Raw genomic sequence first — 15,292 nt, forward strand, 5'->3', positions numbered from 1 at the left:
TCATATATTCTCCTTTCCACTTATGTCAAGTTGATGCTTCGATAAAAGTATGAAAAAAATTCACAAACTTTGAAGGATAGAAGAGCCTTTTGTCGAATAGTGAAAGGAGCTTATAGAAACAGGAGGTGGGAAAATATTGAAAAAAGGACTTTTTCTTATTGTCTTTTTATTAGCAGCTTTCAGCATGCTGGAAGCTGAAAGCAGGACGGTGCATGCGGATCAAGCCGTCATTCAGGTGGATTACCTGAACGTAAGAACAGGTCCTGACACAAGCTACAACCGGATCGGCCAGGTGCATGCCAACGAAACGTACACCATCGTCAAGCAGCAGAACAACTGGCTGAAAATCAACTGGAATGGAAAAACCGGGTGGGTGGCTGAATGGCTCACCACTGTAAAGAAGGAAACCTCACAGGCTTCCGGTACGTACTATTCCAAGTATGATTACTTAAGGATCCGCTCTTCGGCGGGACTGGACGGAAAAATCAAAGGGTACTTGATGAAGAATGATGTCGTAACTCCGCAGAAATCCAGCGGTAAATGGGTGTATATCCAGCACGGCAGCATCAAAGGCTGGGTGCATGGGGATTATCTTGCCCAGAAAAAATCATCCACGTCTTCATCCGGGAACTCATCATCCAATGAAAGTTCCGGCAGTCAATCAGTTATTGGAAAAATTGAAGTGGACACACCGGTCCTGAATGTCCGCAGTCAAAATTCAACAAAAGGGACCATCCTGACGCAGATTAAAAAAGGCGAGGTTTATGAATACATAAACGAAAAGGATCGCTGGTACCAGATCAAGTGGGGGAACGGCCGGACAGGCTGGGTGGCCGGCTGGCTCGTCGATCCTGTGAGCGGAAACAGCTCCTCAGGGACGACAGCCGCGGATGCAGCCGTCACTCTGGACTACAACTACACCAATATCCGCAGTGGTCCATCGACAGGATATAAAGTTGTAGGACAGGCTCATAAGGGCGATCAATTTGATGTCATAGCAGAAGAAGGACGCTGGTATAAGATCAAATTCAACGGCAGTACAGCCTATGTTGCCGGATGGATTGTTACAGAAACAACAAAAGGTGCCCAGCACACCAATTATTCTTCAGGATCTTTGAAAGGAAAAACGATCATGCTTGACCCCGGTCACGGCGGGCGTGATTCCGGCGCCGTAGGAAGAGCCGGGAGTTACGAAAGTGATTTGACATTGAGTACCGCTCTTATTTTGAAGAAGCAACTGGAGCAGGCCGGCGCGGACGTCCTGATGACAAGAAGCAGTAATGAATATGTCGCTCTATCAGCGAGAACTTACTATTCCAACGCTTCCAGTGCCGACGCATTCATCAGTCTTCACTACAATAGTGCTCCTTTGTATATTTCAGCAACCGGATTGAATACGTACTATTATCATTCCAAAGACAAAAAACTTGCCTCAGCACTTCAGGCAGGCATGGTCCAAAAAACGGGATTGAGAGACCGCGGAATTAAATACGGCAACTTCCATGTGATCCGCGAGAACCAGAAACCATCTGCACTATTGGAGCTTGGCTTCATTTCAGATGCCCGTGAAGAGCAGACCGTACGTACATCCTCCTACCAGCAGAAAGTCAGCCAGGGGGTTGTCCAGGGACTTATTCAATATTTTAAATAAGCCGGACTTATAACAAAACAAAAACAGCTGCGGGAACGATTCCCGCAGCTGTTTTTTTATCGTTCTTTACTATCCAGAATAAGAGTGACAGGTCCTTCATTCGTTAACTGCACATTCATCATCGCTCCGAAAGAACCGGTTTCCACCTGCACACCCTGATCCATCACCATCTTATTAAAGGACTCATAGAGCTGAGCGGCTGCATCGGGCCGGGCAGCCCCCATAAAGTTCGGCCGGCGGCCTTTACGCGTATCCCCATACAACGTGAACTGGGAGATGGACAGCATCTGCCCCTCGACGTCCTTAAGAGAATGATTCATTTTCCCGTTCTCATCTTCAAAGATCCTCAAATGAGGAATCTTATCTGCTAAATACCGGGCGTCTTCCTCTGTATCTTCATGTGTAACCCCAAGCAGGATTACGAGACCACGCTCGATCCTTCCAACCGTTTCATTTTCAACAGTAACAGAAGCATCAACCGCACGCTGGACAACGGCTTTCATCTTCTATTCCCCTTTTTACTGCATAACACGGCGTACCGTGTATACTTCCTGTATTTGTTTGATCCGTTCTACGATCTTCCTTAGATGATTCGTGTTCTGAATTAAAATCGTAATGTGGATGGTCGCCATTTTATTCCGGTCTGATTTACCCGAAACAGCAGTAATATTGGTTTTCGTTTCATTGACCGCCTGGAGCACTTCGTTCAACAGGCCTCTCCGGTCGTAGCCCCAGATTTCCAAATCGACATGATACTGTTTGGAATCGGTGACCGATGTCTCCCATTTCACCGGTAGAAGACGTGTCTGTGCTTCCTCTGCATGCACGTTCGGACAGTCGGTACGGTGAACCGACACTCCACGCCCTTTGGTAATATAGCCGATGATATCGTCACCAGGTACCGGGTTGCAGCACTTGGAAAGCCGCACTAACAGGTTGTCGACACCTTCCACTCGGACACCGGAATCCTTCTTCCCTTTTCTGGAAGGCTTCTTGATTTCCGTTGTGCTTACATCAGCCAGGGTCTGTTCAAGATCCTGCTCCTTCTGCTTCTGCTTCCTTATCTTCTCCGTAAGTCTGGTCGCAATCTGAGCGGCAGTTATGCCCTGGTACCCGACAGCAGCAAACATATCTTCTTCATTGGCAAAATTGAACTTCTCAGACACTCGGTTCAAGTTGTCCTGCGTATACACATCTTTCGGTTGAAGACCGAAGTTCCGGATTTCGCGCTCCACAAGCTCTTTCCCTTTGGACGTGTTTTCGTCCTTCTGCTGCTTTTTGAAGAACTGCTTGATTTTGTTTTTGGCCTGAGATGTCTGGGCCAGCTTAATCCAGTCTTTCGAAGGGCCGTACGCATGCTTGGACGTCATAATTTCCACAATGTCGCCGGTTTTCAGTTCATAGTCCAGCGGCTCCATTTTTCCGTTGACCTTGGCGCCGATCGTCTGATTCCCCACTTCTGTGTGAATACGGAAAGCAAAGTCTACGGGGACAGAGCCGGAAGGAAGTTCTATGACGTCGCCCTTCGGCGTGAAGACATAGACCATGTCGGAAAAGAGGTCGACTTTCAACGATTCCATAAACTCTTCGGCATCATGGGTTTCACTCTGCCACTCCAGAATCTCACGGAACCATGTCAATTTCTCTTCAAACGATTGTCCGGATACCGTCTGCCTGCCTTCCTTATAAGCCCAGTGAGCGGCAATTCCGTACTCGGCAATTTCATGCATTTCATGGGTGCGGATCTGAACTTCCAGCGGGTCACCTTTCGGGCCGATCACCGTTGTATGAAGGGACTGGTAGAGGTTTGGCTTCGGCATAGCAATGTAATCCTTGAAACGGCCGGGCATCGGTTTCCAACAGGTATGGATGATTCCAAGAACTGCGTAACAGTCCTTTATGCTGTTCACGGTAATTCTAACGGCTAACAAGTCATAGATTTCATTGAACTGCTTGTTCTGAAGCACCATCTTCCGGTAGATGCTGTACAGATGTTTCGGCCTTCCGTTTAAATCAGCACCAATGTTCACATCGTCGAGCTGTCCACGGATTTCATCGATCACTTCTTCGATGTAATGCTCCCTTTCGTTCCGCTTCTGCTTCATCAAGTGAACAATCCGGTAATACTGCTGCGGATTTAAATACCGGAGCGCTGTATCTTCCAGCTCCCACTTAATCGTCGAAATCCCAAGGCGGTGGGCAAGCGGAGCGAAAATCTCCAGCGTTTCATTGGATATTCTCCGCTGTTTTTCAGCTGGAAGGTGCTTCAGTGTTCTCATATTATGCAGGCGGTCAGCCAGCTTAATAAGGATGACACGCATATCCTTCGCCATAGCTACAAACATTTTCCTATGGTTTTCCGCCTGCTGAGCTTCTTTGGACTTGTATTTGATTTTACCTAATTTGGTAACGCCATCGACAAGCATGGAAACCTCTTCATTGAAAGCTTCTTCAATCTGCTCCAGTGTAATATCCGTATCCTCCACGACATCGTGAAGGAATCCCCCTGCAACCGTTTCGGGATCCATTTCCAGATTGACCAGTATCCCTGCAACCTGAATGGGGTGGATAATATAAGGTTCACCGGATTTGCGGAATTGACTGCTGTGCGCTTCTTCTGCAAACGCATAGGCACGGCGGATAAAAGCCAGGTCCGACTCGTTTAAATACTGACTCGCCTGTTCTATGACCTCTTCAGCAGTTAGAACTGTATCTTTCGCCATTCAATCACCCTGATTCCTTTAAGACTTTCTAAAGTTATTTGTCATCATTATCAAAAAAAGCACCCTCTTTGTAAAGTCATACACTTCAAGCGCTTGTAAAACAAAGAGCGCCCTAAAGAAAGGGCACTCTTTTCTATTAATATTGCATCAATGTCAATACGTCATTGTTTTTCAATTTTTCACGGCCATTCAAATACGTAAGTTCAATTAAGAACGCGCATCCGGCTACTTCTCCACCCAGCTGCTCAACAAGGTCGATGGTCGCTTCAATCGTTCCACCGGTAGCAAGCAGGTCATCAACAATCAAAACACGCTGACCAGGCTTGATGGCATCCTTGTGAATAGTCAGGACATCTTTGCCATATTCCAGACCGTAATCCACTTTGATGGTTTCACGAGGGAGTTTCCCTTCCTTACGTACCGGCGCAAAGCCGATTTCAAGAGCATAGGAAACCGGGCATCCTACGATGAAGCCACGCGCTTCCGGACCTACGACAATATCAATTTCCAGCTGTTTCGCGTACTCTACAATTTCATCAACAGCGGACTTGAAGGCAGGACCGTTATCCATCAATGGGGTGATGTCCTTAAACTGGACGCCTTCTTTCGGCCAGTCCTGTACGATTGCAATATGTTCTTTATAATCCATTAACTACTTCCTCCTTGACTTGCTTCGAACGTTGGTTCAGATAGCGGTCGAACCATTCCTTCAATTCTTTATATGTGGAATAATATAGCGTTTGTTCCATTTTCAACTGTTCTTCGCGTTCGATATAAAGCGAAGATTCGCGTAAATCTTTTTGAGATGGTTCGGATTCAACCGTTAAAATCCCATCTTTTATTTTAACAAACTGAAGTTCAAAAAACACCTCTGAAATAAATTCCACCATGGATCGGTCCCAGCCTTTTCTTCCGGCCAGAAGATCCGCTTCTTTTTTCATGTCAAAACGGCCGCGCTTCAACAGCATACCATAAAACCATTTGAAGTGGTCCCGTGACGGCCATGTTTTTAGGAAGGTACTCTCTTCCAGGTGATAACAGGCATACACCTTTTTCACTTGGACGGCCTCCAGCATGGATGTCAGTTCTTTCATTTCCCGCGGCAGATCAAGAATCAGAAGGCCGTCCCACGAAGATTCATCGATGACCTGTTCCGGTTTCAGAACGGGGAGGTCGAACGGAGCTGTCTCTTTATCTTGAAAACTAACAGCCCCATACTTTTCCCTGGGAGGGACAGCTATATTTTTTTCAAGATGCCTGGACCCGCGGTGATCAAAAAGCTGCCACTCTGACACGCTGATATCCCTGATCATGACCTGAAGGTTTTTCCGTCCATTCCACTCATTGACACCCAGCTCCCCGACAAAATCAATAACAGCATGCGGTGACAGCTGTGTATACAAATCTCCAAGGCCAAAAGCAATGCCGTCCACTTTTACCTGCTCACCTTGGAATTGAAATTTCAGATGGTTTTTCTTACTTCCTATCAACCGTACTTCTTTAGGGGTATGCTTGAGATGAAACAAAGGCTTAGGGTTACCCATACCGAACGGCCGGAGCTGATCAATTTCCTCAATCTGCTTCAGAGAGACATCGTCCACGGCTACTGTGGTTTCTATGTCAAGCACCTGATGGTAATCGTCTGCAGACAGCTTTTTCCTTGCAATACCGATCAAGTCGTCTCTCAAAGCATCCAGCTGATCCAGTTCTACGGTCATTCCCGCTGCCTGGGCATGTCCACCGAAATGAAGGAACCGGTGACGGACTTCCATACAATTGGTAAACATATCAAAGGCATCGATACTACGGGCCGAACCTTTGGCTACCCCTTTTTCGGAATCAATGCCAAGAACGATGGCGGGCCTGTCAAACTGACGGACAAGCTTGGAAGCTACAATACCGAGCACACCCGGGTTCCAGCCTTCCTTGGCTACAACGATGACTTCATCAACCACGCCTTGTTCATTCACAACCATCTCTTCTGCCTCTTTGGCAATGGCTGCGACGATTTTTTGACGCTCCTGATTCAACTGGTTAATAAAACCGGCTGTTTCCTGAGCCTCTTCCAAACTTTCGGACAACAGAAGGTCAACCGCCGGAGCAGCGTCCTGGAGACGGCCGACAGCGTTGATTCTCGGGCCGATGGTGAAACCGATCGTTTCCTCATCCATCTCCCCTTCAATCGAGCAGACATTACGGAGAGCCTGAATTCCCGGCCTTTTGGACTGGGAGATCGCTTTTAGACCAAAGTAGGAAAGGACACGGTTCTCATCAACAAGAGGGACAAGGTCCGCAATGGTGCCAATGACCACAAGATCAAGAAAATGCTTCGGACATTCTCCTAAAAGAGCGTGAGCGAATTTAAAAGCAACGCCGACGCCTGCCAATTCCTGAAACGGGTAATCCGCCGAGGTTTTCGGATGGACGATGGCAAACGCATCCGGCAGGGTTTCCTGCACTTCGTGGTGATCGGTAATAATTAAATCCAGCCCCAGTTCTTTAGCAAACGCCGCCTCTTCGACAGCAGCAATTCCTGTATCGACAGTTATAATGACGCCGTACCCGGAATCGAAGGCAAATTGGAAGGCGTCCTTGTTCGGACCATAACCTTCTGTGAAGCGGTTGGGAATATAAAAGTCGCATTCCACGCCAGCCTCTCTCAGCGCCTCAATCATAAGCGTAGTGGAACTGACCCCGTCTGCATCATAATCGCCGAACACAAGAACAGGCTCCCCGGCTGAGGCAGCCTCTTTCACGCGTGCAACAGCCTTTTCCATCCCTTCCATCAGAAATGGATCATGGAGTTGTTCAAAAGACGGGTGCAGGAAACGCTGTTCCGCTTCCGGCTCAAAAATCCCCCGCTTTTCCAGCAGTTGTTTCGTAAGCGGCGTCAGCCCGCCCGGGCGGCTGCTTCTATCTCCCTGGACCGGATCGTTATATGTAATTTTCCATTTCATCTTACTTTCTATCATAAGTTCACCCCTGACCCATCTATTATACAAGAGCGGGTCAGGGGTAGCAAATGCAATTATGTGATGTTTTCCCTGGAGTCATTCTCTTCACCGGCTTCAGAGGCGGGCTCTGTTTTCTCTCCGCTTTCCTTCTCGAATGCCTGCAGTTTTTCCAGTAAGGAACGTTTCTCTTTTCTTAATCTGAAGTAGCGGACCGCCCCTACAGAGGCTGTAGCAAGACCTCCAAGCAGCACGGAAACGAGAATCACAAGAATTAAGGGAGCCTCCCCGGTTCCGAATAGATAATTGACCTGCACAGACTCGACGTTGATAACCGCGAACACAGCAATCACAACAGCAAAAATAAGAGCTGAAATAATATACGTTTGACCTTTCATAGAGCATCTCTCCTTTTTCATATCCTATTACTAAAATATACCCGTTCTCCAAACAAACAAAAAGCGGTCTTTCCAACAGGAAAGACCGCTTGATCCGGACCACATTCCATTACCCGAAGGAACGGTTACACCTGAGGTCCGTCATTACGCTTTTTCTTCACATAGTTGATCGGCTTATCTTTGATATTTCTGCCGCGCCAGACGAGCCATAGCTGGGACGCAATAAACAGGGACGAATAGGTTCCTGCCAGCAGTCCGATGACAAGGGCGAAAGAGAAATTCGTAATCGATGAGGCACCGAAGACGAGCAGCATAACCGCTGCAAAGATGACCGTAATCACCGTATTGAAACTTCTAGCCAAGGTCTGCATTAAGCTGTCATTCACAATCTTAGCCAGCTCCGTAAAGGACTTGACTTTCTTCTTCAGTTTCAAGTTCTCCCGGATCCGGTCAAACGTAACGATGGTATCGTTGACAGAATAACCGACAATGGTGAGAATGGCTGCGATGATCGTGATATCGAATTCCAGCCTTGTAATGCTGAAGAAGGCGAGAATGAAGAACGCATCATGCAGCAGGGCGATAATGGCGGTAATCGCAAAGAATATTTCAAAACGAATCGTTACATAGATGATAATTCCAATCGAAGCATAAAGAACAGCAAGCGCTGCGTTTTTCGCCAGTTCCTTGGCCACAATCGGAGACACTGTACTGATATTCGGTGTACTGCCGAACTCCTCTTCATAGTACGACTGGATGTCAGCTACTTTATCCTTGCTCAGTTCAGAATCAAACCTCGCAACAGCAATTTCATTGTTATCCCCTGAAATGACCACCTGTTCAGGAGAAACATCAAATTCACTTTCCATTGTCTCCTCCACTTGAGAAGCGGTTATATCCCCGTCCGATAAAATGGAGACACGGGAACCATTGGAGAAATCAATTCCGAGATTGAGTCGGAATACAGACAGCGCAAGAACACCGGCTGCGATCAGGACAATGGAAATCGTGAAGAACAACTTCCGTTTGCCGACAAAGTTAAAGGAACGCTTCATGAAAGTGGCATCCACTTCTCCACCATCTTCGATATTTTGAATCTGCTCCGGTTTGACCCCGAACCAGCGCGGACGTTTATTAAGGAAACGGCTCTTCACCCATAGACTCATAAACAGGCGCGTTCCATACACCGCCGTTACAAAACTCACCAAAATACTGACAATGAGCATCGTAGCGAAGCCTTTCACCGAACTTGTACCGAAAATGAACAGCACGGAGGCTGCAATTAAAGTGGTTATGTTCGCATCCATGATGGTGGACAACGAGCGCTTATTCCCTGCTTTGTAGGCAGACATGAGCGACTTGCCTGATTTCAGTTCTTCTTTGATCCGTTCATAAGTAATGATGTTGGCATCGACGGCCATCCCCACACCCAGAATCAAGGCAGCAATTCCCGGCAGGGTTAGAACCCCATTCATCAATTCAAAGACAACTAAGATCAAATAAATATAGACGGACAGCGTCAGCGATGCAATGACACCTGGGAATCGGTAGTAGGCAATCATAAACAGGAAAATAGCGGCTACGCCGATCACTCCTGCGATGATCGTTTTGTTCATCGCCTGTTCCCCGAATTGAGCCCCGACGGAATTGGAATACGTTTCTTCCAGATTCACAGGCAGAGAACCTGCATTCAATACGTCTGCCAGCTGCTGGGCGGACTCAACGGTGAAGTCGCCGCTGATCTGAATGGAATTGCTGCGGATCGGTCCATTCTCGCGGAAGGACGGAGCTGAAATATACTCAGGATCCGCTGATCCATACTGTTCTGCAAAGGATGTTTCTTCATCGTAATCCAGCCAGATGACAAGCAGGTCGTCCGGATAGGGGGTCGATGGATCATCCGTTGTATTATAAACTTCCTCTGAAACATCGTAAAAATCAGAGGCGCTTTTCACCTTCAAAGTTACGACCGGTTCATTTGTATTTGGATCGAAGGACTGCTGGGCACTTCCTTCCACTAAATCGGATCCATCAAGAAACAGCTTTCCATCTGTACTTCTGAATGTTAATTCCGCTGTCGTGGAAAGCAGTTCCCTTGCCGTCTGCTGGTCCTCCACACCGGCCAGCTGCACACGGATCCGTCCGTTATCTTCAATGGATATGTTGGTTTCACTGATTCCCAGCGTGTTGACACGCTGACTCAGCGATTCCGCCGTGGCTTCCAATACCTGTTCATTCACTTCCTGGTCTTCGTTGAGAGGCTCCACATCATAAAGAATTTCAAAGCCACCCTGCAGATCCAGTCCTAGTTTGATATCTTTTGTAACTCCAGTAATCGTCGTCCCAATCGTAGCTGCCAACAACAGCACCACGATGAAAAAGGCGACAATCCGCCCTCGTTTCACCATTCGCTTCTGCTCCTCCTTTATGTATCCCGGCACGGGGAATGCCCCCGTATGGTTGTACAAAACAGGGTCCGGTCTTTCCCGTCCCTATTCTACTACTTTTTACTTTTTTCGCAACAGCATCCGTGTAAAGCTGTGTTTTTATCCCGATTCTGTCTGGTTGAGTGCTTCAATAGACGCGAGCAGATCATCATTTTGATAAGCTTCAACCGTCAGATAACTTGTGTAGGTATGACTGGATAAATGAAAAATATCCTGAACCACCTGGTGAAGCCTCATTTCCGGCTCCCCTTTCCACACTTTGGACATGAGACAGTTCCAGATTTCCGCCTCTGTCGCCCGCGGATAACCAAGCAGTCTGAATTCCTCCGCTTTACTCTTTGTCACAGGAGCTACTTCCTTTTTCCACAATCCGACACGCTTATAAGGTTCCATATCGATACTCCTCACTTCATCATTTCGTAGAATCCGTAGTCATGCCTTGTCCACGATTGAGCATATACTTCATTGTATCGGAATTTCATTTCTTTGAGAAGGCGGATCGAAATATGTCTAAACAAACTTTTCTCCACGGGGCTCTGATTCTCGTTGCCGCCGGATTAATCACCCGGTTCCTCGGCTTTGTGAACCGCATCGTCGTGGCGCGGGTCATGGGTCCGGAAGGCGTCGGGCTTTACATGATGGCCCTTCCAACCTTAATCATGGCGATTACCATCACCCAGTTCGGACTTCCTGTAGCGATTTCCAAACGTGTATCAGAAGCGGAGGCTACAGGGAACGAAGGGAAAATCAAGCGGATTTTGATCGTATCCCTCGCTGTAACTACGACATTAAGCATCGTTTTTACAATCGGTATTTTCATGCTGGCCCCTGTCATAGCTGATCATTTCTTAACGGATGCACGGGCCCTTTCCCCGCTGCTTGCGGTTACACCGATCATACCGATCATTGCTGTTTCCTCTGTCATCCGGGGCTATTTCCAGGGAAGGCAGAACATGAAGCCGCAGGCTGTTTCCCAAGTTATTGAGCAGGTCGTCCGTATCGGATCGGTCATTCTTTTTACGAAGATGCTCTATCCATATGGTGTGCAGTATGCAGCTGCTGGTGCGATGGGAAGCGCGGTCCTTGGAGAATTGGTGTCCCTGTTGTATATGCTCAGGCAGTTCAATATTCATAAAAGCTTCCGGCTGCGAAAATCGTGGAAAAAGAACCTTGGCGAAGGGCGGAAGACATTGAATGAGCTGATGACCATTGCCCTGCCTACGACCGGCAGTCGTTTTATCGGTTCGCTGACTTACTTTTTCGAACCAATCCTTGTCGCTCAGAGTCTGGCCCTTGCCGGTTTTGCAGCTGTAGAATCCACAAAACTTTATGGAGAATTAACCGGTTATGTGCTTCCGCTTCTCTTTCTGCCGACATTTCTTACGCATGCCCTTTCTACAGCACTCGTCCCCTCCATCAGCGAAGCCGCAGCCAAAGGAAATAAGGAAACCATCCGCTACAGGATTATGCAGTCCATCCGTCTGTCGATCGCTTCCGGCGGTTTGATCACGATTGTGTTCATGATTTTCCCTGTCGTGATTTTAACCGCAGTATATGGGACAAGCCATGCTTCTTTCATGCTCCAGTTCATGGCCCCCTTCTTCCTGCTCCATTATATCCAGACGCCTCTCCAGGCCACCCTGCAGGCCCTTGACCTGGCACGTCCAGCTATGTGGAACACCCTTATTGGAGCAGTTGTGAAATTCATCGTCCTTCTCGCCCTTACCTCCCGTCCTGAATTTGGTATACACGGAGCGGCCGCGGCCATCTGTGTCGGGGTGGTCACTGTCACCCTGCTTCATCTTCAAGTCCTTGTGAAATACAACGTCCTACGCTTTCCTTTTCTATTGTTCTTTAAATTTTTCATCGTCATCGGAACGACCGGTATCGTCGGTTTTATTTGGAAAAACAACTGGCTCCATGAAACCCGGCCGCTTTCGCAGCTGCTCATTATGGGCGGCGGGCTTGCCATCCTCTACCTGTTTCTGACGTATGTGTTCCAGCTGATTCGAAATGAAGAATGGAAAATGATCCCCTGGAAGAAAATCCTGCCAAAAAAATAAGAACCTGCGTCTCCTGGAGCGGTATGGACTCTTGCCCCCGTTCCATGTTCACTTAATAGTAATCAGGTAACCCTGCCGGCTATAGAGGAGCATTAAACCATTTTGAAAAGAAAAGAGGAGGATCTTCTGTTCAACAGAAGATCCTCCTCTTTTCTTTTCAGCTTACGTTTGTTTCCAATCGTGCCCATGGCATCCTTTCGATGACAGACGGTCCATAAGCAACCAACCTAGAGGCAGCTGGTTTTAATGGAATTCATTCTTTCGATCAAACTGAAGCTCTCCCTGATCATTGATTGTGCAGAGAGAGACCTCCTTCACCTCGGTGAGGCCTTGATGGTGGAGCCGTTCCAACAGCCAGCGTCTGCTTTTTCCGATGATCTTCAGCCCGCTTTTTTGAATCTCTCCGTCTGCAATTAAAACGACTGCATAATCAGAGGTTCCATCTTCCTTTTTCTCAAAGACAGACAATTTTCCTGATGGCTCTAAAACGGCATATGCCACGTCCTGCACTTCATGAACGCCATGCTCACGGAGCTGAAGAAGCAGATCATTGAAGTTATAACGCTGACGCCTCATTTCATATTCATCCACTCTCCCGTGCTTGATGATCACAGAGGGCTTTCCGTCGAACCAGTTTCTGAACGCCTGATTTTTAAGTGACATCCAGGCGCTGCCGATTTGAATCGCCAGGAGGACCGCCATAGGGACAATCGCCTTCCAGATTTCTTCATCCGGCTCTTCGATAAGAAAAACAGCAATTTCAGCCAGCATGATAAATACGACAAGGTCCATGACACTCAGCTCTCCGATTTCCCTTTTGCCCATAAACCGGAAGACGAGCAGAATAATCAGATAGGTGATGAGGGTTCGAAAAATTACAGAGATGACAAGCACGTCCATCCACGACCTTTCCTCTTCCGTGCCTTTGTTGTTAACATCACCTATTTTTCAAAATTTATGACAGGAACGGCAGAAGATAGCGGAACCAGATGTACACACTGCAGATCAGCAAGGATACGAGCAGAACAGGGATTCCGTACAAAGAAAACTTCAGAAAAGGAATCGGCTTGTTGTGACTTGCTGCGAGTCCGGCTACAACCACGTTTGCAGAAGCTCCCACCAACGTCCCGTTCCCGCCAAGGCACGCGCCAAGCGCCAGCGCCCACCAAACAGGATCCACGTTCATCATTCCGTAGCCCTGAAGTTCCTGGACGACTGGGATCATAGCTGCCACGAATGGGATGTTATCCACGACCCCTGACAAGATTCCCGCACTCCACAGCATAACCATGGCGGTTACAGGCAGGTCCCCTCCGGAAAGCCAGACCATTCCACGGGCCAGTTCATCAATGACGCCGACCGTCTCCAGTCCTCCGACAAGCATGAACAGTCCCATGAAGAAGAATAACGTTACCCACTCCACTTCTTGAAACACATGCTCCACGTCAAGCTCTTTTTCAGAGAGGAACAACAGCAGGAGCGCACCGCTGACAGCGATCGTCGTAATATCCATATGGATGAACGGGTGCATCATAAATCCAGTAATGGTCAGAAGCAGGACACCCACCGATTGGAATAGAAGCGGGGTGACCTTCAAATCGGCTTTGGCGTTTCTCTCCATCAGCCGCCGGGCCAGTGCTTCATCATAAACGAGTCGTTTGCGGTATAAAAGAATCATGCCGGCCATCATGACGACAAAAATGACAATAACAATGGGACCAAGATGGTACATAAAGGAGACAAAACTGAAATGCTCCACGGCTTGTCCGATCATAATGTTCGGCGGATCCCCGATCAGTGTTGCTGTCCCGCCGATATTGGAACTGAAAATGGTCGTAATCAAATAAGGAAAAGCGGGGAGCTTCAACTCATCGATGAGGGACAGGAGTACAGGAACAAATAAAAGCACCGTTGTCACGTTGTCCAAAAAGGCAGAGCCTACTGCGGTAAAAATGCCGGTGACGATCAACAATGGAACAGGCCGTCCCTGGACGATCTGGACGAGTCGGACAGCCATGAACGAAAAAATACCGGTTTTCTTTGTAATGGAGACAAGGACCATCATCGAGAACAAGAGGGCGACCGTTTCCCAGTCAATAAAACCGAAAGCATCCTCCCACGCATAAACCTTCGTCATTAATAAAAGGACGCCGCCGGCAACAGCCACGAGTGCCCGGTTCAGTTTCTCTGTCATGATGAGGATGTAACTTGCAGTAAATATGAGAATTGCCAGTACGGTTGACATAGATCTTCCCCTTTTATACGGACTTTTTATATACGTATTCACGGGAAGGCAGAAATATCTGCTTCTATCTCTATGGATTTTGCGCATATAGTGAAAGTGACAAGCTGAATCCAGGAGGGTCGATATGAAGAAAATGATGCAGGGTGTGCTGGGCTACGGGATTGGATCCATCTTTATCCTGATGATTGTTTTTTCCGGGGTACTGGCCGGGTTACTGAAGCTGACAGAAATGGAATACGGCACATTGAACCAGCTCGCATTAATCGTCGGAATCAGTATTCTGGCATTCGGAGGTGGGGCGGCCGCCTATAAGGGAGAACAGAAAGGATGGCTGGCCGGCGTCTTGACCGGTGCTGTATTTGTAGGGGCGATGGCCTTATTCCAAATCATTTTTGAAAATACAATGGTAACACTGCCGCAGCTCAGCTATTTCGGAGGGCTGATCCTTGCGGCATGGCTGGGGGGAATGATCGGGGTGAACCTGCCTAAAAAAACAGCAAAGCGGTAAAAAATAGAAAACCCCGCTCCATGAGCGGGGTTCTGTATTATTCGCTGGCTTTTTCACGGATGGAGGAACGGTCGAACTTCATCTGCGTTCCATCTTGTACACTGATAACAAGGGTACCTTCGTCAATCGCATGTATTGTACCGTGCATTCCTCCGATAGTAATGATCTTGTCACCTTTCTGTAAATCCGACTGCATCTGCTGCACTTGTTTCTGTTTCTTCTGCTGCGGGCGGATCAATAGGAAATAGAAAATGACAAACATTAGAATAATCGGTAACAGGCCTACTAATGTGTCCATCTATTATT

Annotated in this window: 13 protein-coding genes; 3 read left to right on the forward strand and 10 right to left on the reverse strand. The window is 47.8% G+C overall.

Translation table 11 applies throughout. The features are described from left to right. The first annotated feature begins 136 nt into the window (after positions 1 to 136). Entirely contained in the window at positions 137 to 1,651 is a 1,515-nt protein-coding gene (locus tag ACXAJH_RS05835; protein WP_474971201.1) for an SH3 domain-containing protein, read from the forward strand. A 56-nt stretch (positions 1,652 to 1,707) separates the two neighbouring features. Here the strand turns inward: ACXAJH_RS05835 and dtd are convergent, their stop codons facing one another. From dtd to ACXAJH_RS05870, 7 genes are all read right to left on the reverse strand, one after another. Beyond that, positions 1,708 to 2,154: a D-aminoacyl-tRNA deacylase gene (gene dtd, locus ACXAJH_RS05840; RefSeq protein WP_474969077.1), complete on the reverse strand. Its 447-nt coding sequence runs from the start codon at positions 2,152 to 2,154 to the stop codon at positions 1,708 to 1,710. A gap of 15 nt (positions 2,155 to 2,169) precedes the next feature. Further along, on the reverse strand, positions 2,170 to 4,374 hold the full coding sequence (locus ACXAJH_RS05845) for a RelA/SpoT family protein (protein ID WP_474969078.1): 2,205 nt from the start codon (positions 4,372 to 4,374) through the stop codon (positions 2,170 to 2,172). A 136-nt stretch (positions 4,375 to 4,510) separates the two neighbouring features. After that, entirely contained in the window at positions 4,511 to 5,023 is a 513-nt protein-coding gene (locus ACXAJH_RS05850; protein ID WP_027955293.1) for an adenine phosphoribosyltransferase, read from the reverse strand. Continuing rightward, the gene (gene recJ / locus ACXAJH_RS05855) at positions 5,013 to 7,346 is read right to left on the reverse strand and encodes a single-stranded-DNA-specific exonuclease RecJ (RefSeq protein ID WP_474993296.1); all 2,334 of its coding nucleotides are present in this window, start codon (positions 7,344 to 7,346) and stop codon (positions 5,013 to 5,015) included. The genes ACXAJH_RS05850 and recJ overlap by 11 nt, the downstream gene beginning before the upstream one ends. 56 nt (positions 7,347 to 7,402) lie before the next feature. Then, positions 7,403 to 7,723 carry a LapA family protein gene (locus tag ACXAJH_RS05860; protein WP_474969080.1) on the reverse strand — a complete coding sequence of 107 codons (321 nt, stop codon included), beginning with the start codon at positions 7,721 to 7,723 and terminating at the stop codon, positions 7,403 to 7,405. A gap of 125 nt (positions 7,724 to 7,848) precedes the next feature. Beyond that, on the reverse strand, positions 7,849 to 10,131 hold the full coding sequence (gene secDF / locus ACXAJH_RS05865; protein ID WP_474971198.1) for a protein translocase subunit SecDF: 2,283 nt from the start codon (positions 10,129 to 10,131) through the stop codon (positions 7,849 to 7,851). Between the two features lie 138 nt (positions 10,132 to 10,269). Then, positions 10,270 to 10,563 (reverse strand): post-transcriptional regulator, encoded by a 294-nt coding sequence (locus ACXAJH_RS05870; RefSeq protein ID WP_474969082.1) that lies wholly within the window; start codon positions 10,561 to 10,563, stop codon positions 10,270 to 10,272. Between the two features lie 113 nt (positions 10,564 to 10,676). Here ACXAJH_RS05870 and spoVB point away from each other — a divergent pair, with 113 nt between their 5' ends. Then, positions 10,677 to 12,233, forward strand: a complete 1,557-nt coding sequence (gene spoVB, locus ACXAJH_RS05875; protein ID WP_474993298.1) for a stage V sporulation protein B — start codon at positions 10,677 to 10,679, stop codon at positions 12,231 to 12,233. Positions 12,234 to 12,476: 243 nt separating this feature from the next. On the opposite strand, the gene ACXAJH_RS05880 is transcribed toward spoVB, so the two are convergent. Then, complete coding sequence (locus tag ACXAJH_RS05880; RefSeq protein WP_474969084.1) at positions 12,477 to 13,133, reverse strand: DUF421 domain-containing protein; 657 nt, start codon at positions 13,131 to 13,133, stop codon at positions 12,477 to 12,479. 55 nt (positions 13,134 to 13,188) lie between these two features. Next, complete coding sequence (locus tag ACXAJH_RS05885) at positions 13,189 to 14,478, reverse strand: ArsB/NhaD family transporter (protein WP_474969085.1); 1,290 nt, start codon at positions 14,476 to 14,478, stop codon at positions 13,189 to 13,191. Between the two features lie 124 nt (positions 14,479 to 14,602). Here ACXAJH_RS05885 and ACXAJH_RS05890 point away from each other — a divergent pair, with 124 nt between their 5' ends. Further along, positions 14,603 to 14,986 carry a TIGR04086 family membrane protein gene (locus ACXAJH_RS05890; RefSeq protein ID WP_027955285.1) on the forward strand — a complete coding sequence of 128 codons (384 nt, stop codon included), beginning with the start codon at positions 14,603 to 14,605 and terminating at the stop codon, positions 14,984 to 14,986. A 37-nt stretch (positions 14,987 to 15,023) separates the two neighbouring features. On the opposite strand, the gene yajC is transcribed toward ACXAJH_RS05890, so the two are convergent. Next, positions 15,024 to 15,284 (reverse strand): preprotein translocase subunit YajC, encoded by a 261-nt coding sequence (gene yajC, locus ACXAJH_RS05895; RefSeq protein WP_027955284.1) that lies wholly within the window; start codon positions 15,282 to 15,284, stop codon positions 15,024 to 15,026. Positions 15,285 to 15,292 lie beyond the last annotated feature (8 nt).

The organism is Halobacillus sp. ABD4_316, assembly GCF_056161385.1.

What these genes read in the sequence shown, in the direction of transcription:
- dtd (WP_474969077.1), bottom strand. Translation starts at nt 2,154, where the DNA reads ATGAAAGCCGTTGTCCAGCGTGCGGTTGATGCTTCTGTTACTGTTGAA.
- ACXAJH_RS05845 (WP_474969078.1), bottom strand. Translation starts at nt 4,374, where the DNA reads ATGGCGAAAGATACAGTTCTAACTGCTGAAGAGGTCATAGAACAGGCG.
- ACXAJH_RS05850 (WP_027955293.1), bottom strand. Translation starts at nt 5,023, where the DNA reads ATGGATTATAAAGAACATATTGCAATCGTACAGGACTGGCCGAAAGAA.
- recJ (WP_474993296.1), bottom strand. Translation starts at nt 7,346, where the DNA reads ATGATAGAAAGTAAGATGAAATGGAAAATTACATATAACGATCCGGTC.
- ACXAJH_RS05860 (WP_474969080.1), bottom strand. Translation starts at nt 7,723, where the DNA reads ATGAAAGGTCAAACGTATATTATTTCAGCTCTTATTTTTGCTGTTGTG.
- secDF (WP_474971198.1), bottom strand. Translation starts at nt 10,131, where the DNA reads ATGGTGAAACGAGGGCGGATTGTCGCCTTTTTCATCGTGGTGCTGTTG.
- ACXAJH_RS05870 (WP_474969082.1), bottom strand. Translation starts at nt 10,563, where the DNA reads ATGGAACCTTATAAGCGTGTCGGATTGTGGAAAAAGGAAGTAGCTCCT.
- spoVB (WP_474993298.1), top strand. Translation starts at nt 10,677, where the DNA reads ATGTCTAAACAAACTTTTCTCCACGGGGCTCTGATTCTCGTTGCCGCC.
- ACXAJH_RS05880 (WP_474969084.1), bottom strand. Translation starts at nt 13,133, where the DNA reads ATGGACGTGCTTGTCATCTCTGTAATTTTTCGAACCCTCATCACCTAT.
- ACXAJH_RS05885 (WP_474969085.1), bottom strand. Translation starts at nt 14,478, where the DNA reads ATGTCAACCGTACTGGCAATTCTCATATTTACTGCAAGTTACATCCTC.
- ACXAJH_RS05890 (WP_027955285.1), top strand. Translation starts at nt 14,603, where the DNA reads ATGAAGAAAATGATGCAGGGTGTGCTGGGCTACGGGATTGGATCCATC.
- yajC (WP_027955284.1), bottom strand. Translation starts at nt 15,284, where the DNA reads ATGGACACATTAGTAGGCCTGTTACCGATTATTCTAATGTTTGTCATT.